General features: G+C 71.9%; 17 protein-coding genes and 4 pseudogenes. 12 read left to right on the top strand and 9 right to left on the bottom strand.

The features are described 5' to 3' along the window. Positions 1-61: 61 nt before the first annotated feature. Positions 62-865 carry a hypothetical protein gene (locus ABD832_RS28920; protein WP_344901032.1) on the bottom strand — a complete coding sequence of 268 codons (804 nt, stop codon included), beginning with the start codon at positions 863-865 and terminating at the stop codon, positions 62-64. A gap of 194 nt (positions 866-1,059) precedes the next feature. Between ABD832_RS28920 and ABD832_RS28915 the strand changes: the two genes are divergently transcribed. From ABD832_RS28915 to ABD832_RS28885, 7 genes and pseudogenes are all read left to right on the top strand, one after another. Then, positions 1,060-2,298, top strand: a complete 1,239-nt coding sequence (locus ABD832_RS28915) for a sensor histidine kinase (RefSeq protein ID WP_344901030.1) — start codon at positions 1,060-1,062, stop codon at positions 2,296-2,298. Further along, positions 2,295-3,053: a response regulator gene (locus ABD832_RS28910; protein ID WP_344901028.1), complete on the top strand. Its 759-nt coding sequence runs from the start codon at positions 2,295-2,297 to the stop codon at positions 3,051-3,053. The genes ABD832_RS28915 and ABD832_RS28910 overlap by 4 nt, the downstream gene beginning before the upstream one ends. Before the next feature lie 311 nt (positions 3,054-3,364). Then, positions 3,365-4,483, top strand: coding sequence for a sugar ABC transporter substrate-binding protein (locus tag ABD832_RS28905; protein ID WP_344901026.1), 1,119 nt, complete (start codon positions 3,365-3,367; stop codon positions 4,481-4,483). Between the two features lie 188 nt (positions 4,484-4,671). Then, the gene (locus tag ABD832_RS28900; RefSeq protein ID WP_344901022.1) at positions 4,672-5,436 is read left to right on the top strand and encodes an ATP-binding cassette domain-containing protein; all 765 of its coding nucleotides are present in this window, start codon (positions 4,672-4,674) and stop codon (positions 5,434-5,436) included. After that, entirely contained in the window at positions 5,433-6,680 is a 1,248-nt protein-coding gene (locus ABD832_RS28895) for a sugar ABC transporter permease (RefSeq protein ID WP_344901019.1), read from the top strand. The genes ABD832_RS28900 and ABD832_RS28895 overlap by 4 nt, the downstream gene beginning before the upstream one ends. Positions 6,681-6,715: 35 nt before the next feature. Next, positions 6,716-7,606 (top strand): annotated as a pseudogene (locus ABD832_RS28890) (ROK family transcriptional regulator); the annotation flags it as partial. A gap of 100 nt (positions 7,607-7,706) precedes the next feature. Then, the gene (locus ABD832_RS28885) at positions 7,707-7,925 is read left to right on the top strand and encodes a hypothetical protein (RefSeq protein ID WP_344901016.1); all 219 of its coding nucleotides are present in this window, start codon (positions 7,707-7,709) and stop codon (positions 7,923-7,925) included. 572 nt (positions 7,926-8,497) lie between these two features. Here the strand turns inward: ABD832_RS28885 and ABD832_RS28880 are convergent. Next, on the bottom strand, positions 8,498-9,340 hold the full coding sequence (locus ABD832_RS28880; protein WP_344901013.1) for a neutral zinc metallopeptidase: 843 nt from the start codon (positions 9,338-9,340) through the stop codon (positions 8,498-8,500). Positions 9,341-9,507: 167 nt separating this feature from the next. Between ABD832_RS28880 and dxs the strand changes: the two genes are divergently transcribed. Beyond that, positions 9,508-11,427, top strand: coding sequence for a 1-deoxy-D-xylulose-5-phosphate synthase (gene dxs / locus ABD832_RS28875; protein WP_344901010.1), 1,920 nt, complete (start codon positions 9,508-9,510; stop codon positions 11,425-11,427). Between the two features lie 248 nt (positions 11,428-11,675). Next, complete coding sequence (locus ABD832_RS28870; protein WP_344901007.1) at positions 11,676-13,142, top strand: amino acid permease; 1,467 nt, start codon at positions 11,676-11,678, stop codon at positions 13,140-13,142. Between the two features lie 22 nt (positions 13,143-13,164). On the opposite strand, the gene ABD832_RS28865 is transcribed toward ABD832_RS28870, so the two are convergent. The 3 genes and pseudogenes from ABD832_RS28865 to ABD832_RS28855 form a co-directional block, all read right to left on the bottom strand. Continuing rightward, positions 13,165-13,491: a DUF1707 SHOCT-like domain-containing protein gene (locus tag ABD832_RS28865; RefSeq protein ID WP_344901004.1), complete on the bottom strand. Its 327-nt coding sequence runs from the start codon at positions 13,489-13,491 to the stop codon at positions 13,165-13,167. Between the two features lie 363 nt (positions 13,492-13,854). Beyond that, positions 13,855-15,931 (bottom strand): annotated as a pseudogene (locus tag ABD832_RS28860) (3-hydroxyacyl-CoA dehydrogenase NAD-binding domain-containing protein). After that, entirely contained in the window at positions 15,928-17,166 is a 1,239-nt protein-coding gene (locus ABD832_RS28855) for a thiolase family protein (RefSeq protein ID WP_413224657.1), read from the bottom strand. The pseudogene ABD832_RS28860 and the gene ABD832_RS28855 overlap by 4 nt, the downstream one beginning before the upstream one ends. A 162-nt stretch (positions 17,167-17,328) precedes the next feature. On the opposite strand from ABD832_RS28855, the gene ABD832_RS28850 reads away from it, so the two are divergent. Next, positions 17,329-18,321, top strand: coding sequence for a LacI family DNA-binding transcriptional regulator (locus ABD832_RS28850; RefSeq protein ID WP_344900998.1), 993 nt, complete (start codon positions 17,329-17,331; stop codon positions 18,319-18,321). 185 nt (positions 18,322-18,506) lie between these two features. Here ABD832_RS28850 and ABD832_RS28845 read toward each other — a convergent pair whose 3' ends face one another. The 4 genes and pseudogenes from ABD832_RS28845 to ABD832_RS28830 all read right to left on the bottom strand — a co-directional run bounded on the left by ABD832_RS28845 (position 18,507) and on the right by ABD832_RS28830 (position 22,663). After that, positions 18,507-19,250 (bottom strand): hypothetical protein, encoded by a 744-nt coding sequence (locus tag ABD832_RS28845; RefSeq protein WP_344900995.1) that lies wholly within the window; start codon positions 19,248-19,250, stop codon positions 18,507-18,509. Between the two features lie 241 nt (positions 19,251-19,491). After that, positions 19,492-20,325 (bottom strand): sugar phosphate isomerase/epimerase family protein, encoded by an 834-nt coding sequence (locus tag ABD832_RS28840; RefSeq protein ID WP_344900992.1) that lies wholly within the window; start codon positions 20,323-20,325, stop codon positions 19,492-19,494. A gap of 64 nt (positions 20,326-20,389) precedes the next feature. Further along, positions 20,390-21,521 (bottom strand): annotated as a pseudogene (locus tag ABD832_RS28835) (dihydrodipicolinate synthase family protein). Further along, complete coding sequence (locus tag ABD832_RS28830) at positions 21,521-22,663, bottom strand: Gfo/Idh/MocA family protein (protein ID WP_344900989.1); 1,143 nt, start codon at positions 22,661-22,663, stop codon at positions 21,521-21,523. The pseudogene ABD832_RS28835 and the gene ABD832_RS28830 overlap by 1 nt, the downstream one beginning before the upstream one ends. A gap of 461 nt (positions 22,664-23,124) precedes the next feature. Here ABD832_RS28830 and ABD832_RS28825 point away from each other — a divergent pair, with 461 nt between their 5' ends. After that, positions 23,125-23,757 carry an HNH endonuclease family protein gene (locus ABD832_RS28825; RefSeq protein WP_344900986.1) on the top strand — a complete coding sequence of 211 codons (633 nt, stop codon included), beginning with the start codon at positions 23,125-23,127 and terminating at the stop codon, positions 23,755-23,757. Between the two features lie 450 nt (positions 23,758-24,207). Beyond that, positions 24,208-24,597, top strand: a pseudogene (locus ABD832_RS42320) (ATP-binding protein); the annotation flags it as partial. Positions 24,598-24,609: the final 12 nt, after the last annotated feature.

Below are 24,609 nucleotides of genomic sequence, written 5' to 3'. Positions count from 1 at the left end.
CTCGCGTCCTGGGTGCCGTCAAGGCCCCGTGTGCCGCCGGGGCCCGGCGTCCCGGGCGCCGTCACCCCCTGGGGCCGTAGAGGTTGCCGAGGATGTGACCGGCGACGAACACGACGATCCACACCATGGCGCGCCTGCTCGGGGCGGGGCCGCTGCGCAGCAGGGAGACGCCCAGGGGGATGAGGGCGACGCACAGGCCGCCGACGGCGACGAAGGACTGCGGCTCGGTGCCCTTGAGCGTCCCGAGAGCGAGCGCCGACATCAGGCCGAGCGCGATCGAACGGCCCAGCCCCAGGGCCCCGGAGCGGTAGGCGCCGACGGCCAGCACGACCCAGCCCAGGAAGGCGGGCCCGGACAGTGCCCTGAACGGGTGCCAGCGCGTGTCCCGCCACGCCACGTAGTAGTCGTCGACGGCGCCGAGCATCGTCTGCAGCCCGAGGCTGTCGGTCATGTGGAAGGCCAGGTGGTCGGTGCCGAACTGGAAGACGCGGGTGAACAGGCCCAGGATCACCAGGCAGCCGCCCCAGATCCCCCACAGCGGGCTGGTGGCGGCGATCCGCTGCGCCAGCGTCACGATGGCCGGGAGCAGCAGGATGAACCCGCAGGCGAAGCAGGCGTAGGCGGCGGTGATGAGGGCGGGGTGGCGGTCGTAGGCGGCGAGCTGCTGGGGGACGAAGTAGTGGAACGGGGAGCGCAGGACGGTCGCGGTCATGATCAGCAGGGGGCCGCCGATCAGCCCGGCGGCGCTCACCCACCGTCCCGGGAAGGGGGGCTGCCGCTCCAGGGCGGCCGCGGCGTTGGCGGCCCGCCGCTCCGCGCCGGCCTGCCGCCACCGGGCGATCCGCCCGCGAGTCTCGACGTTCATGTGTCCCGTGCCCATCTGTTCGGTTCCGGCGCGTCCCGGCTCGGCATCATCGTGACGGGCGGTGCCGCGTCGGCGCGTCCGGCCGGGGTCGGATCCCGGGCGGCGCGCACGGGCCGGCGCTATGACCCTGGGCGGAGGCCGATGTCCGACCCGGGGCAGACGCCGGGGGGCCGGTGAGGCGGTAGCTTCCCCTCATGAACGGGACATTGCGGCGGCTCGGCGGAAGGGACGTCGTCGACGGGGGAGCGGCGGTCGCCGTGGCGCTGCTCGTCGGGTACGCCATCGTCGACCCGCCGGGGCCGTCGCCGTCGTGGCCCGCCTGGTCGGCCTGGCCGGTGGCGGCCGTGCTGAGCCTTCCGGTCGCGCTGCGGCGGCATCGGCCGTGGGCCATGCTCGTGTGGGCGTGCGCCGCGGCCGTGGCCGCCACCGTGGCCGGTGCCGTCGCGGCGGGCGCGATCTGGCTGACGTTCGTGCCGGCCGTGCTCGTGCTGTACCAGGTGGCCACCACCGTCTCGGCCGTACGGTCGGCGACGGCCGCCGCGGCGTGCGCGTCCGCCGCGACGGCCGCGATCCTGGTCTTCTACGACCGGGTCCTCCCCGGCCTCGCGCCCGCGGCCACGCCCAGCGAGATGCCGCCGTACTGGCCGGTCGAGATCGGCGTGACCTGCGTGCTGCTGGCCGTCGCATGGGCCGTCGGGGCGGTCGTGCGCTGGAAGCGGGACACCACCGCCCGTCTCGTGCACCACCTCGCCGAGGCCGCGGTGGCCGACGAGCGCAGGCGCATCGCCCGGGAGCTGCACGACGTCATCGGCCACAGCATGAGCCTGATCGCCGTCAAGGCCACCGTGGCCAACCACGTCGCCGACGCCCGCCCGCAGGAGGTGCGCGCCGCGCTGGCCGTCATCGAGCAGACCAGCCGGAGCACGCTCGCCGAGATCCACCGGGTGCTCGGCCTGCTGCGTTCCGACGGCGACCTGCGGGAGGCCCCCCTGCCCGTTCCCGGCATGGCGGACCTGCCCGGGCTGGCCGTCCACGCCCGCTCGGCCGGGGTGGAGGTGGAGCTGACCGTCCGCGAGGAGGGCGTGCCCCCCGCCGGGGTCGCGCTGTCGGTGTACCGGATCGTGCAACAGGCCCTGACCAACGTCGTCACCCACACCGGGCCCACCCGCTGCGCGGTCACCGTGGACGTCGACGGGCGGGCGGCCGCGATCGAGGTCGTCGACGACGGCCCCCGCCATGGCCGCCCCCCGCGCGCGGACCACGCGGGGCACGGGGGACACGCAGGACCCGGGGGGCACGGCGGGCACGGCCTGATCGGCATGCGCGAGCGGGCCAGGATGTACGGGGGCACGTTCAGCGCGGGCCCCCGGCCCGAGGGAGGTTTCCGCGTGGCCGCCCGGCTGCCCTACGACCCGGACGGGACCCCGGCATGACCACCGACGACGCCCCGCAGGCCTTGTCCCCGCACGAGCCGTCCCCGCAGGACCCGTCCCCGCACGAGCCGTCCCCGCAGGAGCCGGCGCCCGTCCGGGTCCTGCTCGCCGAGGACGAGGTCCTGCTGCGCGACAGCCTCAAGGTCCTCATCGACACCGCGCCGGGCATGGTCGTCGTGGGCGAGGCGGGCACCGGCGCCGAGGCCGTGTTCCTGACCCGGCTGCGGCGGCCGCACGTCGTCCTCATGGACGTGCGGATGCCGGACATGGACGGCATCGAGGCGACCAGGCGCATCTGCGCCGACCCGGCCTGCGCCGGCGCCCACGTGCTGATCCTCACCACGTTCGACCAGGACGAGTACGTGTACGCCTCGCTCAGGGCCGGGGCGAGCGGGTTCCTCGTCAAGAGCGCGACCGCGGCCGAGCTCCTGGCCGCCATCCGGGTCGTCGCCTCCGGCGAGGCGCTGCTCGCGCCCACCGTCACCCGGCGGCTCATCGCCGATTTCCTGCGAACCCCCCGTCCCGCGCCCGCCCGGCGGCTCCTCGACGGCATCACCCAGCGCGAGCAGGACGTCCTCACCCTGATCGGCACGGGGATGTCCAACTCCGAGATCGCGGAGCACCTCCACCTCACCGTCGGCACGGTCAAGACCCACATCGGCCGCCTGCTGGCCAAGCTGCACGCCCGCGACCGGGCCCAGCTCGTCATCGCGGCCTACGAGGGCGGCCTCGTCCCCGCCCCGCCGTCGTCGTGATCCCTGAGAGGGCCGGTCCCCTCCCCGCGGGGACCGCGAGCGGGCGTCCCCGGCGCCGCCCGTGAGGAAACCCCGGCCGGGCAGGGGCTCCGGCCGCCCGGCACGACGTCGTTAAGCAGGCGTTTCTGGATTGTTACCGGCCACAACAAACTTTACCTCTGGAGGGTCTGGCGCTCTGGCCAACGGCGGAATACGTTGCCGCAAACAACATTCAACGGAACGGTGAGCCGAGATCCGGCGGAGCCGGGCCCGCGAATTCGGCATGCCGCACTCTCCGTACCCCCCACTTTCGAAGAAAGGACCCGTGCACCATGCGCAAGGGGATCCTCAGCATGACCACCGCCGCCGCGGTGATGACCCTCGGTCTCGCCGCCTGCGGGAGCGAAGAGCCCACCACCGCCGCCCCGAGCGGCGCGCCCTCCGCCGCCGCGAGCTCGGCCGCCGCCGGCAAGATCGGTGTCATCCTTCCCGACAGCAAGTCCTCCGCCCGCTGGGAGACCGCGGACCGCAAGTACCTGGAGGAGGCGTTCAAGGCCGCGGGTGTCGCCTACGACATCCAGAACGCCCAGGGTGACAAGACGCAGTTCCAGACCATCGCCGACCAGATGATCACCAACGGCGCCACGGTCCTGATGATCGTGAACCTGGACAGCGGCACCGGCAAGGCCGTGCTCGACAAGGCCAAGGCCCAGGGCGTGGCGACCATCGACTACGACCGCCTCACCCTCAACGGCGGCGCGTCCTACTACGTCAGCTTCGACAACACCAAGGTCGGCACCCTGCAGGGTGAGGGCCTGGTCAAGTGCCTGACCGACAAGAAGGCCGAGAAGCCGATCGTCGCCGAGCTCAACGGCTCGCCGACCGACAACAACGCCACGCTGTTCAAGAACGGCTACGACGGCGTGCTCAAGGCCAAGTACGACTCCAAGGAGTACGTCAAGGGCCCGGACCAGTCGGTTCCGGACTGGGACAACGCCCAGGCGGGCACGATCTTCGAGCAGATGCTCACCGAGCAGCCGAAGATCGCCGGCGTCCTGGCCGCCAACGACGGTCTCGGCAACGCCGCCATCACCGTCCTGAAGAAGAACAACCTGAACGGCAAGGTCCCGGTCACCGGCCAGGACGCCACCGTGCAGGGCCTGCAGAACATCCTCGCCGGCGACCAGTGCATGACGGTCTACAAGGCGATCAAGAAGGAGGCCGACGCGGCCGCCGAGCTCGCCATCGGCCTGGCCAAGGGCGAGAAGCCCGCGGCGTCCGGCACGGTCAAGGACACCGAGAGCGGCGCCGACGTGCCCGCCGTCCTGCTCGACCCCCAGCCGATCTTCTTCGACAGCGTCAAGGACGTCGTCGCCGACGGCTTCGTGACCAAGGAGGAGCTGTGCACCGGTGACTTCGCCAAGAAGTGCACCGAGGCCGGAATCGAGTAACACGCGGGAGGGCGCGGCCGGCCCCGGCGGCCGGCCGCGCCCCCACGCCCGATCGTGGCGCATCCGCACTGTGACACCGGGGTACGCGGCAGATGAGCGTCTCCCGTACGGCAGGGCAGGACACCGCCTGCAGGCGCCCCAACCGCGCGAGCCTCACCGCGCGAAATGAACACAGGGAGCACAACCCCATGACCCCCGCACTGGAACTTCGCGGGATCGACAAGAGTTTCGGTCCCGTACAGGTCCTGCACGACGTCTCCCTCTCCGCGTATCCCGGAGAGGTGACCGCGCTGGTCGGCGACAACGGCGCGGGCAAGTCCACCCTCGTCAAGTGCGTCGGCGGCATCCACTCCATCGACTCCGGCGAGTACTTCTTCGACGGCAAGGCCGTCCAGATCGGCAGCCCGCGCGACGCGGCCGACCTGGGCATCGAGATCGTCTACCAGGACCTCGCGCTCTGCGACAACCTCGACATCGTCCAGAACATGTTCCTCGGCCGCGAGCACAAGCGCGGCATCGTCCTCGACGAGGACACCATGGAGGAGATGGCGGCCAGGACCCTGGAGAGCCTCTCGGTCAGGACCGTCAAGTCCATCCGCCAGCTCGTCGCCAGCCTGTCCGGCGGCCAGCGCCAGACCGTGGCCATCGCCAAGGCCGTGCTGTGGAACAGCAAGGTCGTCATCCTCGACGAGCCGACCGCGGCGCTGGGCGTCGCCCAGACGGCGCAGGTGCTGGAGCTGGTCCGCCGCCTCGCCGACCAGGGCCTGGCCGTCGTGCTGATCTCGCACAACATGAACGACGTGTTCGCCGTCTCGGACCGGATCGCGACCCTCTACCTCGGCCGGATGGCGGCCCAGGTCAAGACCTCGGACGTCACCCACGCACAGGTCGTCGAACTCATCACCTCCGGCCGCAGCGGGGACCTCGGCCTCACCAACGGAGTCACCGTATGACCGCCACCATCACCCCGAAGCCCGTGCAGGAGTCACCCTCCATCACGGCGAACGCCCGCGGCTACGTCGAGCGGGTACGCGGCGGGGACATGGGCGCGCTACCGGCGGTGTTCGGCCTCGTGGTGCTCTGCACGGTCTTCGCGATCCTGCGTCCCGCCTTCCTGTCCTCGGGCAACTTCGCCAACCTGCTCACCCAGGGCGCCGCGGTCACCGTGATCGCCATGGGCCTGGTCTTCGTCCTGCTCCTCGGCGAGATCGACCTGTCGGCGGGCTTCGCCAGCGGCGTCTGCGCCGCGATCCTCGCGATCATGCTCAGCAGCCAGGGCCTGCCCTGGTACGTCGCGGTCGGCGCGGCCATCCTCGCCGGCGTGGTGATCGGCACCACGATCGGGTCCATCGTCGCGAAACTCGGCATCCCGTCCTTCGTGGTGACGCTCGCGGCCTTCCTGGCCTTCCAGGGGCTCGTGCTGCTGCTCGTCAAGGGCGGCACGATCATCGCCATCCGCGACGAGACGATCCTGTCGATCTCCAACAAGAACCTGCCGCCCACGCTGGGCTGGATCCTGCTGGCCGTCGGCGTCGTCGCCTACGCCGGTCTCCAGCTGACCCGCGCCCGCAAGCGCGCCTCCCGGGGACTGACCTCCGACCCGATCTCGCTGATCGCGGTCAGGGTGGGCGCCCTCGCGCTGCTCGGCGGGCTCGCCGTGTACTTCCTCAACATCGAGCGCAGCCGCAACGCCGCGGTCGTCTCCCTGGCCGGCGTGCCGCTCGTGGTGCCCGTCATCGTGGTGCTGCTGCTGATCCTGACGTTCCTGCTCCGCCGCACGGCGTACGGACGTCACCTGTACGCGGTCGGCGGCAACGCCGAGGCCGCGCGCCGGGCGGGCATCAACGTCGACCGGATGAAGATCAGCGCGTTCGTGATCTGTTCCTCCATGGCCGCCATCGGCGGCATCATCGCCGCCTCCCGCGCCAGCTCCGTCGACCCCAACACCGGCGGCAGCAACGTGCTGCTGTACGCGGTCGGCGCCGCCGTCATCGGCGGCACCAGCCTGTTCGGCGGCAAGGGCCGGGTGCTGGACGCCATCCTCGGCGGCGCGGTGGTCGCGGTCATCGAGAACGGCATGGGCCTGATGGGCTACAGCTCCGGCGTGAAGTACATGGTGACCGGATCGGTCCTGCTGCTGGCCGCCATGGTGGACGCCCTCTCCCGCAAGCGAGCGGCCGCCACCGGACTAAGGTGATCATCGACTCCGATCCACCGAAGGAATCCAAGGCCATGCGGGCAGGTCCCTCCCAAGAGGAGATCAGGCGTCACAACCTCGGGGCCCTCCTGCGTCACGTGCATCTGGGCGGGCCCACCTCCCGCGCGGAACTCACCAACCGGATGGGACTCAACCGCAGCACCATCATGGCCCTCACCGCCGACCTGACCGCCGCCGGCCTGGTCAGGGAGGAGCTGCCCCGGGAGACGGGACGCGCCGGGCGCCCGTCCCTGGTGGTCCGCCCGGAGTCGGCGCGGGTCTACGTGTTCGCCTTCGACGTGGGCGTCGACCGGATGGTCGCCGCCCGCGTCGGCCTGGGCGGCACCATCCTCGACCGGCGCGAGACGGTACGGCGGCGCGGTTCCTTCTCCATGGAGGAGATCGTCGGGCCGCTCGCCGCCTTCGCCCGGCAGATGCACCGCAGGACCAGGCCGGACACCGTCTGCGTGGGGGTCGCCGCGGCGTTCCCCGGGGGAGTGGGCCGCGACGACGGGATCATCAGGTTCGGGCCCAACATGGTGACCGTGGAGGACGTGCCGTTCGCCGAGGAGATGACCCGGCGGCTGGCCTTCGGCCTGCCGGTCGCCGTCGGCAACGACGCCAACCTGGCCGCCCTGGCCGAGCAGACCCGGGGGGTCGGCGTCGGCTGCCGCGACCTGGTCTACCTGCACGGGGACGTCGGCATCGGCGGGGGCGTGATCGTCAACGGCCAGCTGCTCGGCGGCCACCTGGGCTTCGGCGGCGAGGTCGGTCACATGATCGTCAATCCCGGCCGGGGACGCCTGTGCTCGTGCGGGTCGCTGGGCTGCCTGGAGGCCGAGGTGGGGGAGCGCGCCCTGCTGGAGGCCGCCGGGCGTTTCGGCCCCAAGGTCGGGGTCGACGCCGTCCGCGCCGTGGTCGACGCCGCCGACCGGGGGGACGTCGTCGCGCAGGCCGCGCTGAGCCGGGTCGGTGACTGGCTCGGGCTGGGGGGTCGCCAACCTCGTCAACCTCTTCAACCCGGAGATGATCGTGTTCGGGGGCATGCTCCGGGAGATCTACCTGGGGTCGGCCGCCCAGGTCCGCAGCCGTCTCGCCGTCGACGCCCTGCCGCCGTCCCGCGAGCACCTGCGCCTGCGCACCTCGGCCCTCGGCGATGACGCCACCCTCGTGGGCGCCGCCGAGCTGGCCTTCTCCCAGGTCCTGGCCGACCCGCTGGAGGTCCTCGCCAGGGCCGGTTCCTGACCGCACGTCCCACGGGCGGTGCGGTGAAGCCGTCCGTCACGGGTGTTCGTGTCCGCGCCGAACGCGTGCCGCCATGTCCTCGAAGACCGTCCGTTCCGCGACGGCCGGTGAGATGTCACGCTGCCGGCACCCGGGGCCGTGGGTGCCGACGGTGTCGCGGGGTGCTACAGGCACTCGACCGGCGTCGACAGACTACTCACCGTCACGGATCGATCGCCTTTCGTGGCCGGGGATCGGAGGCCTCACGCCGCGTACGGGAGGAGGATCCTCATCCCGGAGCGGGAGACGGTATGAGATTCCTCATACCGGGTGGACAAGATACCGGGTGGACGAGAAAGGCCACCCGTCGCGCGGCTGTGGGGCGGCGACGGGTGGCCGGGTGGAGCTGAGTGGATCAGGTGGGTCGAAGGTACCGGTGAGGGGTCCGCGCGGTGGAGGGTCCACCGTGCGGTGCCGAGGGGCGGGACGGCCGGCCGAGGAGGCCGTCACCTGGCCGGTGACGGCCCCGGCCCGGCGGCCTGCGGCGGCTCGTGAACACGGGCCGCCGCATCAGGTGAGTGCCGGGTGACGCCTCAGGCGAGGCGGCCGGACGGTGCCGTCCAGGTGTTGCAGGCGGACGGGGAGCCGGCGTTGAAGCCGCGCTCCAGCCAGTACGCCTGGCTGCGGCCCTTGCCGTGGTCGTTCTTGGGCCAGTTCTTGTGGCCGTTCTGGGCGATCCAGGAGACCATCGCGTCCCACTGCGCCTGCTCGACCGGCAGGGAGTGGGAGATCTGGCGCAGGAAGGCCGAGCCCAGGCAGTCCGCCTGCAGCTCGATCCGGCGCGAGAAGGCCAGCTTGGTGGCGGGCTTGGCGCGCCAGACGCTGTTGGCGTAGTAGTTCATGATCCCCGCGAGGTGCTGCACGTGGTGGCCGTACTCGTGGGCGATGAACTGGGCGTGGGTGGCGGGGTGGACGTTCTTCAGGACCGTCCGCGAGATGCCGATGTAGATGGTGCGGTTGCTGGAGCAGTACATGCCTCCGGCGCTGCTGGGCCACCGGCCGCAGGGGGTGTTCACCTTGACCGTGGAGAAGCGGAGCCTGGGCTGGGAGAAGGCCAGCTTGGTCTTCCTGAACTGGGTCTTCCAGCCCAGGTTCAGGCAGCGCATGACCTTGGTCACGAAGGTCCGGTAAGAGGCCGCGCTCCCCGCGCGGATCTCACCGGGCCGGCAGTTGACGCGGGGCAGGGTACCGGTGCGGTAGAGGGGGCTCGCCGTGGCGGCGGTGCGCCCGCGCGGGGGCGCCTGCACGCCGGTGACCGAAACGCCGGACGCGGGCGTGGCGGTGACCGGAACGAGCGAGGGGGAGACGGATGCCGCGGTGGCGGCCGGGGCGGACGCGTTGGCCGCGTCCAGGCCTGTTACCAGGGCAAACAGCAACGAGGCGGCAACAAGTGACGATAGTTGCCTAAAGGGGAGAGTTTTCATGGTGGGGCAAAGGCTATTGCAAGTGTGGATAAAACGTGCAGACTCTCCGCTCTTGGGGGCGGCGTCTCACATCCGAACTAGACTCGTGCTGACGTTGACTGTACAGAGGAGATGATTCCGTGAGCGAGCGGACCGGGCAGCCTGGAAGTCTTCTGGAGTCGGTCAAGGGACCGCGGGATCTCAAGCTGCTGGCTCCGGACGAGCTGCCGGGACTCGCCGCGGAGATCAGGGATCTGCTGATCGCCTCCACGGCCCGCATCGGCGGGCACCTCGGCCCGAACCTGGGCGTCGTGGAGCTGACGATCGCGCTGCACCGGGTCTTCGACTCGCCGCACGACCGCGTCCTGTGGGACACCGGGCACCAGGCCTACGTCCACAAGATGCTCACCGGACGGGCCGGGCGGTTCGACACGCTCCGCCAGGAGGGCGGCCTGTCGGGCTACCCGAGCCAGGCCGAGTCCGAGCACGACATCATCGAGAACTCGCACGCCTCCACCGCGCTCTCGTACGCCGACGGCCTGGCCAAGGCCTACCGGCTGCGCGGTGAGAGCGACCGCACGGTCGTCGCGGTGATCGGGGACGGCGCGCTCACCGGCGGCATGGCCTGGGAGGCGCTCAACAACATCGCCGGGCGCAAGGACCTGCCGCTCATCATCGTGGTCAACGACAACGGCCGCTCCTACTCGCCGACCATCGGCGGCCTCGCCTCCCACCTGGCCTCGCTGCGCACCGACCAGCGCTACGAGGACGTGCTCGACTTCGTCAAGGACGGCCTGCACCGGGTCCCGCTGGTCGGTGCCCCGGTCTACGACGCCCTGCACGGCGTCAAGAAGGGCATCAAGGACGTCCTGGCCCCGCAGGTCATGTTCGAGGACCTCGGCCTGAAGTACATCGGGCTGGTCGACGGCCACGACGAGCAGGCCGTGGAGGCCGCGCTGCGCAGGGCCCGCGGCTTCCGCCGCCCGGTCATCGTGCACGTGCTCACCAAGAAGGGCTTCGGCTACTCCCCGGCGGAGAACCACGACGAGGACTGCTTCCACTCGCCCGGCGTCTTCGACCCGCTGACCGGCGAGGAGAAGCCCAAGCCGCACGGCTGGACCAACGTCTTCGGCCAGGAGATGGTCCGGCTGGGCGCCGAGCGCCAGGACATCGTGGCGATCACCGCCGCGATGCTCGGCCCGACCGGGCTCATCCCGTTCTCCCGGGCCTACCCCGACCGTCTCTACGACGTCGGCATCGCCGAGCAGCACGCGCTGACCAGCGCCGCCGGTCTGGCGCTCGGCGGCCTGCACCCGGTGGTGGCCCTGTACTCCACTTTCCTCAACCGGGCCTTCGACCAGCTCCTGATGGACGTCGCCCTGCACCGGCTGCCCGTCACGGTCGTGCTGGACCGCGCGGGCGTCACCGGTGACGACGGCGCCAGCCACAACGGCATGTGGGACCTGTCGATCCTGCAGGTCGTGCCCGGCCTGTCGATCGCCGTCCCCCGGGACGAGCCGCGCCTGCGGGAGCTGCTGGCCGAGGCCGTGCAGGTCGACGACGGCCCGACCGTGCTGCGCTACCCCAAGGGGGCCGTGACGGCCGAGATCGAGGCGGTCGGCCGCCTCGGCGGGATGGACGTGCTGCGCTCGGGCGACCCCGACGTGCTGCTCGTGTCCGTGGGCCCGATGGCCGAACTCTGCCTGGGCGCCGCCGACCTGCTCGACGCGCAGGGCATCTCCGCCACCGTGGTCGACCCGCGCTGGGTCAAGCCGCTGGACGAGGCCCTGGTGACCGCGGCCCGCCTGCACAAGCTGGTCGTGGTGGTCGAGGACAGCGGACGGGTGGGCGGGGTGGGCGACGCGGTCGCCCGCCTGCTGCGCGACGCCGACGTGGACGTCCCGGTCCGCACGTACGGCATCCCGCAGCGCTTCCTCGACCACGCCAAGCGGCCGAAGATCCTCAGCGAGATCGGCCTGACCTCCCAGGACATCGCCCGCCAGATCACCGAGGCGGTCGCCAAGCGCTCCCCGGTCCTGGAGAACGACCCGGCCCGCTGACCCCGGCGGCCACGGCCCGCTGACCCTCACGGCCCGCCGGGCCCTCACCGCGTACGGCCCGCCGACCTCATGGCCCGCCGGGCCCTCACCGCGTACGGCCCGTGCCTCCTACCGGGGCGCGGGCCGTCGTCGTGCCGGGACGGTCGCCGGATTTTTCCCAAAGAACCCGGTGTCCGTCGTTCAGCGGGTGATCCGCTGGGCATGACCTGATGCGTCGGGGGATCATCGCCGCCGGTCGAGGAGGGTCCATGAGCGTCTTGCGCGTCAAGTCGGTGGAACAGTCGATCTCCGACACCGAGGCACCGGAACATCGGCTGAGCAAGGATCTCAGCGCTCTCGACCTCACCGTCTTCGGTATCGGTGTCATCGTGGGCACCGGCATCTTCGTGCTCACCGGCCGGGTCGCGAGAGAGATGGCCGGGCCGTCGGTGGCCCTGTCCTTCGTGATCGCCGGGATCGTCTGCGCGCTCGCGGCCCTGTGCTACGCCGAGTTCGCCTCCACCGTCCCGGCGGCGGGATCGGCCTACACGTTCGCCTTCGCCACCCTGGGTGAGTTCCCCGCCTGGATCATCGGCTGGGACCTGATGCTGGAGATGATGCTCGGCGCCGCGGTCGTCGCGGTCGGCTGGTCGGGATACCTCACCTCGCTGCTGGAGTCCGTCGGGATCGCCCTGCCGGGAGCCATCGCCGGGGAGGGGGCGACGTTCAACCTGCCCGCCGCGCTGATCGTGCTGATCCTCACCGCCATCCTGGTCATGGGCATCAAGCTGTCCTCCCGGTTCAACCTGGTCATCGTGGCCGTCAAGGTCACCGTGGTGCTGCTGGTCATCGTGGCGGGACTGTTCTTCGTCAGGGCCGCCAACTACGTGCCGTTCGTCCCGGCGTCCAAGGAGACCCCTGCGGTGGAGGGGCTCTCCGCCCCGCTCATCCAGGTGCTCTTCGGGATCACCCCGGTCGCCTTCGGGGTGATGGGCATCTTCGGCGCCGCGGCGATCGTGTTCTTCGCCTACATCGGCTTCGACGTGGTCGCCACCGCGGCGGAGGAGACCCGCAACCCGCAGCGGGACCTGCCCATCGGCATCCTGTCCTCGCTCGGCGTCTGCACCGTGCTCTACGTCGCGGTCTCGCTGGTCGTGGTCGGCATGCAGCCCTACGGGCAGCTGAGCGAGGCGGCGCCGCTGGCGGACGCGTTCAAGTCGGTCGGCCAGACCTGGGCCGCCTCGCTGATCAGCATCGGCGCGCTCGCGGGCCTGACGACGGTCGTGATGATCCTCATGCTGGGCATGTCGCGGGTGATGTTCGCCATGTGCCGCGACAACCTGCTCCCGAGCGGGCTGGGCAAGGTCCACCCGAAGTACCGCACGCCGTACATCATCACCATCTTGATGGGCCTCGTGGTGGCGGCGCTGGCGGGCCTGGTGCCGCTGTCCACGATCGCCGAGCTGGTCAACATCGGCACGCTCTTCGCGTTCGTGGTGGTCTCGATCGCGGTGATCATCCTGCGCCGCACCCGCCCGGACCTGCCGCGCTCCTTCCGCACCCCGCTGGTGCCGCTGGTGCCGATCCTGTCGGTGCTCGCCTGCCTGTACCTGATGCTCAACCTGCCGGTGGAGACCTGGCTCAGGTTCCTGGCGTGGATGCTCCTCGGAATCGTCATCTACTTCGGGTACGGCTACCGGCACAGCAGGCTCTCGGAGCATCACGTAGGGCGGTAGGCGGCCCGGAGCCCGGGGCATCTCACGGCGGGTCGGGCGGTCGCAGGTCGTTCAGCACGCTCTGGGCGTCGCGGTTGGTCTCGGCCTTCAGGACCGTCTCGACCCGCCGGGCGTGGTCCTCCTGGTCGATCCGGCCGAGGGCGAACGCCTCGTCGAGGAAGTTGAGCGCGAGCTGCCGCTCGGTGTCGGTGGGGCGGAGGTCGAACCACCGCTCCAGGGCCACGCGGTTGCGGTCGGCCGCCGCCAGCGCCCGCCTGCGGCCCGCCGCGCGCACCCGTCCGACGATCACCACGAGGACCGCGACGACGACGACCGCCAGCAGCCCCGACACGATGAGAACCTTGCCCATGCACACCCCCGCGCGTGTGGATGAGTGCACCGTACTGCGATCGCACCGGCCGGTCCCGCCATACCGGCCAGGAGGCCCGGGACCGCATATGGCCAGGTCGCAGCCTTGTTGGCTTTTCCGGGCTTTCCATCGGGTTCGTACCCGCGACCCTCGGCGCGACCGGTGACCCGCGACGTGTCGGTGACCCGCGAGCCGCGAGCCGACCGGTGACCCGCGACGTGACGACCCGCGAGCCGCGACGTGCCCGGCCGTCCGCGGCCGGAGATCGACCGGCCGCCGGGGGACGAGGACGAGAGACGAGGACGAGAAAGGGGACGCGCTCCGTCGGCGAGCGCGCCCCCAGGCCGAAGCCGTCCGGTCAGGTCACCGGCCGGGGACCGACGCCACCCCCGCGGGCAGGAAGCGGGGCTCGGCGATCCCCGCACGGTCCAGGTACGGGGTGATGCCGCCCAGGTGGAACGGCCAGCCCGCACCCAGGATCATGCACAGGTCGATGTCCTGCGGGGCCGAGACCACGCCCTCCTCGAGCATCAGGCGGATCTCCTCGTCCAGTGCCCGCAGCGCGCGCAGCCGGACCTCCTCGGCGGTCGAGGGGGAGGTGCCGCCGGAGAACAGGGCCACCGCCTCGGGGTCCAGCGAGAAGTCCGGCGCGTACACGCCGGGCTTCCCGGCCGCGACCAGCCGGGCGAGGTTCTCCGAGACGCCGTAGCGGTCCGGGAAGGCCTCGTGCATGGTCTCGGCGACGTGCAGCGCCACGGCCGGGCCGACGAGCTGCAGCAGCGCGAACGGGGTCATCGGCAGGCCGAGCCCGTCCAGCGCGTGGTCGGCGACCTCCAGCGGGGTGCCCTCGTCCACGGCGCCGATGACCTCGCCCATGAAGCGGGTCAGCAGGCGGTTGACCACGAACGCGGGCGCGTCCTTGACCAGCACGGACGACTTCCTCAGCGAGCGGCCGACGGCGAAGGCCGTGGCGAGCGCCGCGTCGCCGGTCCCGGCCCCCCGGACGATCTCCAGCAGCGGCATCACCGCGACCGGGTTGAAGAAGTGGAACCCCACGACGCGCTCGGGACGCCGGAGCCCGGACGCCATCTCGGTGAGCGAGAGCGAGGAGGTGTTGGTGGCCAGCACGCATTCGTCGGAGACGACCTGCTCCACCTCGGCGAATACCTGCTTCTTGACCTTCATGTCCTCGAACACCGCCTCGATGACGAAGTCGGCGTCGGCGAACGCGTCCTTGGTCAGCGAGCCGGTCACCAGGGCCTTGAGCCGGTTGGCCTCGTCGGCGGAGACGCGGCCCCTGCCGAGCAGCTTGTCGACCTCGGCGTGGACGTGGCCGACGCCGCGGTCCAGGCGCTCGCGGTCCAGGTCGGTGAGCACGACCGGCACCTGCAGGCGCCGGGCGAACAGCAGCGCCATCTGCGAGGCCATCAGGCCCGCGCCGACGACGCCGACCTTGGTCACCGGGCGGGCCAGGGCCGCGTCCGGGGCTCCGGCGGGCTTCTTGGCCCGTCGCTGCACCAGGTCGAAGGAGTACAGGCCGGCGCGCAGCTCGTCGCCCATGAGGAGGTCGGCCAGCGCGCGGTCCTCGGCGGCGAAGCCCTCGTCGCGGGAGGCGGTGCGGGCCGCCTCGACGAGCTCCAGCGCCCGGTACGGGGCCGGGGAGGCGCCGTGCAGCCGGGCGTCGAGCAGGAAGCGGGCGTCGGCGATCGCCGCCGACCAGTCGGCCCCCGTGTGGTCGGCCCGGGAGACGGTCACCTCGCCCCGGAGCACCCCGGCGGCCCAGCGCAGCGACTCCTCCAGGAAGTCGGCGGGCTCGAACATCGCGTCGGCCAGGCCGAGCGAGAACGCCTCCGCGCCCTTGATCGTGCGGTTCTGCGCGAGCGGGTTCTCCACGATGAGCTTGACGGCGGTGGCCGGGCCGGTCAGGCGGGGCAGCAGCCAGGTGCCGCCCCAGCCCGGGATCAGGCCGAGGAAGCACTCGGGCAGCGCCACCGCGGGCACCCCGGAGGAGATCGTCCGGTACGTGCAGTGCAGCGCGACCTCCAGGCCCCCGCCCATGGCAGCGCCGTTGACGAACGCGAACGACGGCACGTCCAGCTCGCCGAGGCGGCGGAACACCTCGTGCCCCAGCCGGCCGATCGCCAGCGCCTGGTCCCGCTCGGAGATCAGCGCGGCGCCCTTGAGGTCGGCGCCGACGGCGAACACGAACGGCTTGCCGACGACGCCCACGGCGGCCAGGTCGCCGCGCCCCGGCGACCGCGTCGAGGGCCTCGCCCAGCGAGGCCAGCCCGGCCGGGCCGAACGTGGACGGCTTGGTGTGGTCGAAGCCGTTGTCCAGCGTGATCAGGGCCATGGTGCCGGCGCCGTGCGGCAGCTCCACGTCGCGGACGGTCGCGCGGGTGACGACCTCGTCGGTGAACAGGTCCTTGATGTCCGTCACTTCTCGCCCTCCCAGCCGAGGTTCTCCCAGATGACCGTTCCGCCCATGCCGAGGCCGACGCACATCGTGGTCACGCCGTAGCGGACGTCGGGGCGCTCGCCGAACTCGCGGGCGAGCTGCGTCATCAGGCGCACCCCCGAGGAGGCCAGCGGGTGACCGAAGGCGATGGCGCCGCCGCAGGGGTTGACCCGGGGGTCGTCGTCGGCGATGCCGAAGTGCTCCAGGAACGCCAGCACCTGCACGGCGAACGCCTCGTTGATCTCGAACAGCCCGATGTCGGAGACGGACAGGCCGGCCAGCCGCAGGGCACGCTCGGTGGACGGGATGGGCCCGACGCCCATGACCTCGGGGTCCACCCCGGCGAAGGCGTACGAGACCAGGCGCATCCTCGCGGTCAGGCCGAGCTCGGCCGCGACGTCGGCGGCGGCCACGATGCAGCCGGTGGCGCCGTCGTTGATGCCGGAGGCGTTGCCCGCGGTGACCCGGCCGTGCGAGCGGAACGGGGTCTTCAGGCCGGCCAGGCCCTCCAGCGTGGTGCCGGGGCGGGGGGCCTCGTCGGCCGTGGCCAGGCCCCAGCCCTTCTCGGCCGACCTGATCGCCATCGGGACCAGGTCCTGCTGGATCCTGCCGTCGGCGTAGGCCTTGGCGACCCTCTCCTGGGAGGCGAGCGCGAAGGCGTCCGCGCGCTCCTTGGTGATGGAGGGGTAGCGGTCGTGCAGGTTCTCGGCGGTCATGCCCATGACGAGCGCGGAGGTGTCCACCAGGCGCTCGGCCAGGAAGCGGGGGTTGGGGTCGACGCCCTCGCCCATGGGATGGCGCCCCATGTGCTCGACGCCGCCGGCGATGGCGACGTCGTAGGCGCCGAAGGCGATGCCCCCGGCGACCGACGTCACCGCGGTCATGGCGCCGGCGCACATGCGGTCGATCGAGTAGCCGGGCACGCTCTTGGGCAGCCCGGCCAGGATCGCGGCCGAACGGCCGAGGGTCAGGCCCTGGTCGCCGATCTGCGTGGTGGCCGCGATGGCGACCTCGTCGACGCGCTCGGGGGGCAGGTTCGGGTTACGCCGGATCAGCTCGCGGATGACGCGGATCACCAGGTCGTCGGCGCGTGTCTCGGCGTACAGGCCCTTGGGGCCCGATCTGCCGAAGGGCGTGCGCACACCGTCGACGAATACGACGTCACGAGACGAAGGCACGGGGTTCGCTCCTCGTTGCTGGAAGGCTTCGGAGCCCATGCTACTCGTCAGTAACAACGTCTGGCGCGGCCGGGTCCTGGCCGGATGGGTAGGTTGTCCCCGAGGATGTGCCGCTCCTCGGCTCCGTCTCGCCGATCTGTCCGGGATGCGAGACGGATACAACTCTGGCAGACTTGGAAAACGCTTTCCTGGAGGTCGTCGGTGGTCACGCTTGAGGATGTCGCCCGGCACGCGGGCGTTTCGCTCGCCACGGCGTCGCGGGTGCTCAACGGCAGCACCCGTCAGGTGGGGGCGTCCCTGCGGGCCAAGGTGGAACTGTCCGCCTCCGAGCTCGGCTACCGCACCAACGTGGCCGCGCAGACCCTCGCCCGGGGGGCCAGCAACGTGATCGGCCTGGTCGTGCACGATCTCATCGACCCCTACTTCGCCGCCATCGCCGACGGGGCCATGCGGGTCGCCGAGAGCCAGGGGCTGATGGTCATGATGGGCACCACGCACCGCGACCCGAGCCGGGAGATCGCCTACGTCTCCACGCTGAACGCCCAGCGGGTCCGCGCGGTGCTGCTCGTCGGCTCCCGGGTCGCCGACCCCGAGCCGACCCGCAGGCTCCGCGAGGAGCTCGACCGCTACCGGGAGACCGGTGGCCGGGTGGCCTGCGTGGGACAGGACCTGCTCGGCACCGACACGGTCGTGCCGGACAACCGGGCGGGCGCCGCCGCGCTGGCCCGGGCCCTGGCCGGGCTGGGGCACCGCAAGTTCGCCGTGCTCGCCGGTCCCGACTGGCTGCTCGCGCCCCGGGACCGGGTGGCCGGGTTCGTCGGTGCGCTGGAGGAGCTGGGCCTGCCCGAGCCCCTGGTGCTGTACGGCTCGTTCGACCGCGAGGGCGGCTACGCGGCGGCCACCCAGGCGACCGGGGTCACCTGCGTCTTCGCGGTCACCGACGTGATGGCGGTGGGCGCCCTGGCCTCCTTCAGGGACCGCGGAGTGCGCGTGCCCGAGGACGTCTCGGTGGCCGGGTTCGACGACATCTTCACCCTGCGGGACCTGGTCCCGGCGCTGTCCACCGTGCGGCTGCCGCTCCCGCAGATGGGCGCCCGCGCTTTGGAGCTGGCCCTGGACGCGACGGGCGAGGCCAGGGCGGAGACCGTGGCCGGAGAGGTCATCCTCCGCGAGAGCACCCGCGCCCTGGACTGAGGGACCCGCCCGTCGTCCGTGTCCGCCGTCCGGGCTCGCGTCCCGTGCGTTCCCTCACCGTCGCCAAGCCGGGCCGGGCCGAGCCGGTCCCGTGTCCGCCTCCGCGTCACGCGATCGGCCCGGTCCCCTGGCGGGGTGGTCCGGGCCGGTCGTTCCGTCGGGAGGTGGAGAGGTGGAGAAGGCGGTCAGCGCATGCCGGCGATCGGGTTTCCCTGGTCGTTGACCGGCGGGACGGTGATCTGCCCGCGCAGCCAGCGGATCGTCCGGATGACCCCGTCGCCGTAGCCGGGGGAGTGCTGGCGTCCCCGGCCGAGCTGACGGGACACGTCCTCGGCCGCGGTCTCCTCCATGCCGAGGTTGAGCCCGGTCGGCCCGTGGATGGGACGGGGCGTGTTGCGGACCGGGGACTTGCGGCGCGTGCCGAGCACCCACTCGCACACGGCGACGGTCCCCGAGCACCACTCCTTCTCCCACTCGCCCGCGGCGTTGGGCATGCCCGTACGGGCCAGTTCGGCGATGCGGCTGATCTCGGCCTCGGTGCGCAGGATGACCCCGCGCCCGCCGACCAGGTGCCCGTGCCCCTCCGAGGAGCGGCGGCCGGGGATCGGCAGGCCGTCCTTGGCGCCGATCAGCCAGTTCAAGGTGCTGATCACTCCGTCGGCCGGGACGACCCGGCCCTCACGCGGCACCCGCTCGGCGGCGTCGATCTCCGCACGGGCGTCGGCGAGGCTGGGGGGCCCGGAACTGGGGCGCCCGCTGATGGGCGCCTGCTCGCGCTTGCCCAAGGCCCAGAGGATCGCCTCTCCCTGCCCGGACGGCGCCGAGTCGGGGTTGGCCGCCTCCCACTCCATAATGGCCTCGAGTACGGCCAGGACATGCTCCGGCGGCCGCTGTACGGCGGGGCTGGCTTCGCTCTCTGCGGTCGTCATACCCCTACCGTACGAGTACCGGCGTCGTCACTCCAACGTGAAGCCCCGATCCGGGGCCGATGAACTCGTTTTGCATCCTCTGGAACGGTCCCGGGGCGGTCGTCCCCTGGCGGGACGCCACCGACCCTCCCCGCCGTCGGACCGCCACCGGACCGCCTCCGCGTCCCCGAGAGGACCCGGCGGCGGCCCGGCGGCGATCCGGCGGCGGCTTGATGGCGGCCCAATGGCTGCGGGGACGCGTTCAGACCCCGATGAGCGCGCCGAAGGCGGTCCTGACCCTGGCCAGGACCTCGTCCGGGTCGGCGGCCCAGAGGTCGGCGTTGAAGATCTCCACCTCGACGTCCCCGGTGTAGCCCGCAGCGGCCACCGCGTCCGTCAGCGGGGCGAAGTCGATCACCCCGTCGCCCATCACCCCCCGGCCGAGCAGTACGTCGGCCGGGAGCGGGGACAGGAAGTCGCACACCTGGTAGCTCGCGATCCGGCCCGCGGCCCTGGCGATCTGGTCGAGGACCTGCGGGTCCCACCAGACGTGGAAGGTGTCGACGACCACGCCCACCTGCTCGGCGGGGTGCGGTTCGGCCAGGTCGAGGGCCTGGCCGAGGGTGGACAGCACGGCCCGGTCGGCGCAGTACATCGGGTGCAGCGGCTCCAGGGCCAGCCGCACCCCCCGCTCGCCCGCGTACGGCGCGAGCTCGGCCAGCGCCTCGGCGACCCGTTCCCGGGCGGCGGGCAGGTCGCGGGAGAAGGTCCCCAGCGGCTCGCCGGGCACCACGCCGGGCAGGCCGCCGACCACCATCACCAGGCAGGCCGCGCCCAGGGCCGCGGCCTCGTCGATCGCCCTGCGGTTGTCCTCCAGGGCCTCGGGGGAGCCGGTGGTCAGGAAACCGCCCCGGCAGAGCGACGACACCCGCAGGCCCGCGTCCGCGACGAGCTTGACGCTCTCCTCCAGGCCCTGCGCGGCCACGTCCTGCCGCCACAGGCCGACGGCCTCGACGCCGTGCCGCACGCACCCGTCGACCACCTCGGCCACCGACCACCGCTTCGTGGTCCACTGGTTGAGCGAGAAACGGCTCATCGCCACGCTCCCGTCCGCGCGGCCAGGCCGGGGGTCTTGGGTGCGGCGGTCGCCGCGGAGGTCCTCACAGGCCGTTCACCGCCAGCAGGGAGCGCATCCGCGCGACCGCCAGCTCCGGGTCGGTCAGCAGCCCGGCCCGGTCGGCCAGGCGGAACACCTCGGCCAGGTGGGGCAGCGAGCGCGCGGCCTGGGCGCCGTTGACCATGCAGAAGGCGTCCTGGTGGCCGTTCAGCCAGGCCAGGAAGACGATGCCGGTCTTGTAGTTGTACGTGGGAGCCTCGAAGATCTTCCGCGAGAGCGGGACCGTGGGCGCCAGGATCTCGTCGTAGCGGTCGAGGTCACCGGCGTCGAGCGCCCGCAGGGCCGCGGCGGCGGCCGGGGCGATCGCGTCGAAGATGCCCAGCAGCGCGTGGCTGCCGGACCTGATCAGCGAGGGGTAGTTGAAGTCGTCGCCGGTGTAGAGCCTGACGCCCTCGGGCAGCGCGGCGCGCAGCCCGATCTCGTGCTCGGCGTCCAGCAGCGAGACCTTGACCCCGTCCACCTTGGCGGCGTGCTCGCGGATCAGCGCGAGGAACGACGCGGTGGCCTCGGCCACGTCCTTCGAGCCCCAGTAGCCCGCCAGGTTCGGGTCGAACATCTCGCCCAGCCAGTGCAGGATCACCGGGCGGTCGGCCCGGGAGAGCAGCTCGCCGTAGACCCGGTGGTAGTCCTCCGGGCCCCGGGCCGCCGCGGCCAGCTGCCGGCTCGCCATCACGATGACCCCGGCACCCGCCTCCTGGACGGTCTCGATCTGCTCGGTGTAGGCGGCGACGATCTCGTCCAGGGTCCGGGCGTGCGGGGGCCTGGTCGGTACCGGCGCCGCAGGCGACCAGCGTGGCCGGGTCACCGAATGCTTTCGCCTCGGTGGCGCTGCGCCGGATCAGCTCGCGGGTGGCGGGCCAGTCCAGGCCCATGTTGCGCTGCGCGGTGTCCATGGCGTCGGCGATCCGCAGCCCGTGCGACCACAGGTGGTGGCGGAACCGCAGGGTGGCGTCCCAGTCGACGGCGGCGGGGGAGCCGGGGGTGTTGTCGCCGAGCGGGTCGGCGACCACGTGGGCGGCGGCGTAGACGACGCGGGAGCCGGCCGGGCTCGCCGTCCTGTCCCAGGTCACCGGCTCGCGCAGGACGTGTGCCCCGCCGGGGAGCGCGATCCTCATCAGGGCTCCACCACGAGGCGGCGGCCCTCGGCCGAGGAGCGCAGGCCGAGCTCGGCGAGGCGGACGCCGCGCGCGCCCGAGGCGAAGTCGTAGGGGAAGGGCTCGTCCTCGACGACGTGGCGGACGAACCGCTCCCACTGGATCTTGAAGCCGTTGTCGAACTCCGCGTTGTCGGGCACCTCCTGCCAGTCGTCCCTGAAGCGGGCGGTGACCGGCAGGTCGGGGTTCCAGACCGGCTTGGGGGTGGTGGCCCGGTGCTGGATCCGGCAGTTGCGCAGGCCCGCGACGGCGCTGCCGTGCGTGCCGTCGACCTGGAACTCCACCAGCTCGTCGCGGTTCACCCGGACGCTCCAGGAGGAGTTGATCTGCGCGACGATCCCGCCCTCCAGCTCGAAGATCCCGTACGCGGCGTCGTCGGCGGTGGCGCGGTAGGCCTCACCGGCCTCGTCCACCCGCTCGGGGATGTGGGTGACGGCCTGGGCGTAGACCGAGGTGACCCGGCCGAACAGGTTCTCCAGCACGTACGCCCAGTGCGGGAACATGTCCAGGACGATCCCGCCGCCGTCGGCGGTGCGGTAGTTCCACGAGGGGCGCTGCGCGGCCTGCCAGTCGCCCTCGAACACCCAGTAGCCGAACTCGCCGCGCACCGACAGGATGCGGCCGAAGAAGCCCCCGTCGATCAGGCGCCTGAGCTTGAGCAGGCCGGGCAGGAAGAGCTTGTCCTGCACGACGCCGTTCTTCACGCCCTTGGCGGCGGCGGCCTCGGCCAGCGCCAGCGCGTCCTCGGAGGTCTCCGCGGTGGGCTTCTCGGCGTAGACGTGCTTGCCCGCGTCGATCGCCTTGAGCACGGCCTTCACCCGGGCCTGGGTGACCTGGGCGTCGAAGTAGATCAGGTTGGTGTCGTCGGCGAGGGCCGCGTCGAGGTCGGTGGTCCACTCGGCGATGTCGTGGCCGGCGGACAGCCGTTCGAGCTTCTCCGCGCTCCGGCCCACCAGCACCGGCCTGAGCAGAACCCGCCCGCCGCCCGCCAGTGGCACGCCGCCCTGCTCGTTGATCGCCAGAACCGATCGCACCAGATGCTGACGGTAACCCATGCGACCGGTGACGCCGTTCATCACGACGCCGATGCTTTGCGGGGACATCTTCTCCGGACCTCCAATGGAAAGCGCTTTCCGTACCACCGTACGGTAGCCGCGGGGGTCGCGGCAAGCACCTCGAAGGGACGGGGTCGTGTGATATTCCTAACCAGCGATCCACGTCATGACGTGGTGTTCCATGTGCCGGGACACACACGATCGTGCTCTCCCCGTACGCCGGTACGGCCGCGGCGGGGATTTCCCCGGGCGTTTCCTGCCGTTCACCGGACTTTCTCCGGCCCTGTCGGCGGAAAAGGAAAACGGCGGCGAGCGCGGGTGAGAAGTCCCCGCAGATCACGACCCCGCGCCGGGAAACGTGCGTCAGGATCCGACCAACGGCCCCCTGACTGATCGTCAAACCATGACATTTGCTCATTTGTCATGACTTGAGACGTTCCGTCTGTCCTCCCCCTCGCCGTGCCCAGACCCCCCGACTGGCCGAGGCGGAGCGACAGAAGGGGCAACTCGTGAAGCGAGTCGTCACCGCGGTCTCCGCCGCCCTCACCACCGCCGCCCTCTGCTTCTCCCTGACCCCGGGGACGGCGGGCGCGACCCCTCCCAACATCCCCTCGGCGCCCACCGCCGCCAGCCGTCTGGCCACGCTCACCGTGGCGCCGGAGACCAACCAGTCCTCCTACGACCGGACCCTGTTCCCCCACTGGATCACCGTCAGCGGCGCCTGCAACACCCGCGAGACCGTGCTCAAGCGGGACGGCACCGGAGTGGTCGTGAACTCCAGCTGCGCGGCCACCTCGGGCAGGTGGTACTCCCCGTTCGACGGCGCCACCTGGACCGCGGCGAGCGACATCGACATCGACCACATGGTGCCGCTCTCCGAGGCCTGGCGCTCCGGTGCCCACTCCTGGACCACCGCGCAGCGGCAGGCCTTCGCCAACGACCTCGGCGGACCGGAGCTGTGGGCGGTGACCGACAACGTCAACCAGGCCAAGGGGGACCAGGACCCCTCGACGTGGCAGCCGCCGCTGGGCACCTTCCGCTGCACCTACGCCAGGGCGTGGATCCAGGTGAAGTTCCACTGGAAGCTCACCCTGCAGAGCTCGGAGAAGACCGCCCTGCAGAACATGCTCGCGACCTGCTGACCCCGCACCGGCCGGCCCGCCCCCACCACGGGGGCGGACCGGCCGCCGTGCCGTCTCCTCGACGCCGTCCGGGATCGTGTCATGCCCGATCCGGGGACGCGCGAGCGACGGGACCGCGATTCACGACGCCCGGCGGCGGATGACGCCCGCCGGATTCCGCTGAAACACCTGAATCACCAGAAAGCCTCGCATCGTGCCGATCCCGGCCGCGAATTCGCGGGCAATCCTCCGTGCCGTCCGCGCCGAATCCCGTACCGGTGAAAGGCCCGCGCCGGGTCCGCGCCGGGTCCGCGCCGGGTCCGCACCGGGCCTGAACCGGCCGACGGCCACGGCCCTGCCGCGTCACCGGACAGAAGCGCGAAAGCGCCTCCACTGAGTGTCGGAACGAACGCGTAGGGTAGTCGTCCCTGTGGGGATTCCCGTCGGGGACGGCCACGAAGACGGCGATTCATGAAATCCAGGTGGGGGGCGTCGAGCATGGAACCGAGAAAGCTCGCAGAGATATTTCTGGACAACAATCATGAATCGGTACGGCAGGCACGCCGGGAGGCGCGCGAGGCCCTCGGCGCCGACCACGCCCTCCTGACGGACGTCGTCCAGGTGGTCTCCGAGCTGCTGGCCAACGCCGTGGAGCACTCCGACCGCGGGCCGGTGGACGACCTGATCGGGCTGACGCTCACCGACAGCGCCGACTCCGTCCGGGTGGAGGTCTCCGACGCCGGTTCCACCTCCCGGGTGCCGCACATCCCGCGCGACCGGCCCGGAGCCGGACGCGGTCGCGGCCTGCTCATCGTGGACCGGCTCTCGGGCGGGCGGTGGGGGGACGTGCGAGCACGGCCGGGGCCTGGGCCG

Origin of the sequence: Streptosporangium longisporum, assembly GCF_039534895.1 — a bacterium.
Taxonomy (GTDB): Bacteria; Actinomycetota; Actinomycetes; order Streptosporangiales; family Streptosporangiaceae; genus Streptosporangium; species Streptosporangium longisporum.
Note: the sequence above shows the minus strand (reverse complement) of the source record. Positions and strands in the feature narration are given on the sequence as shown.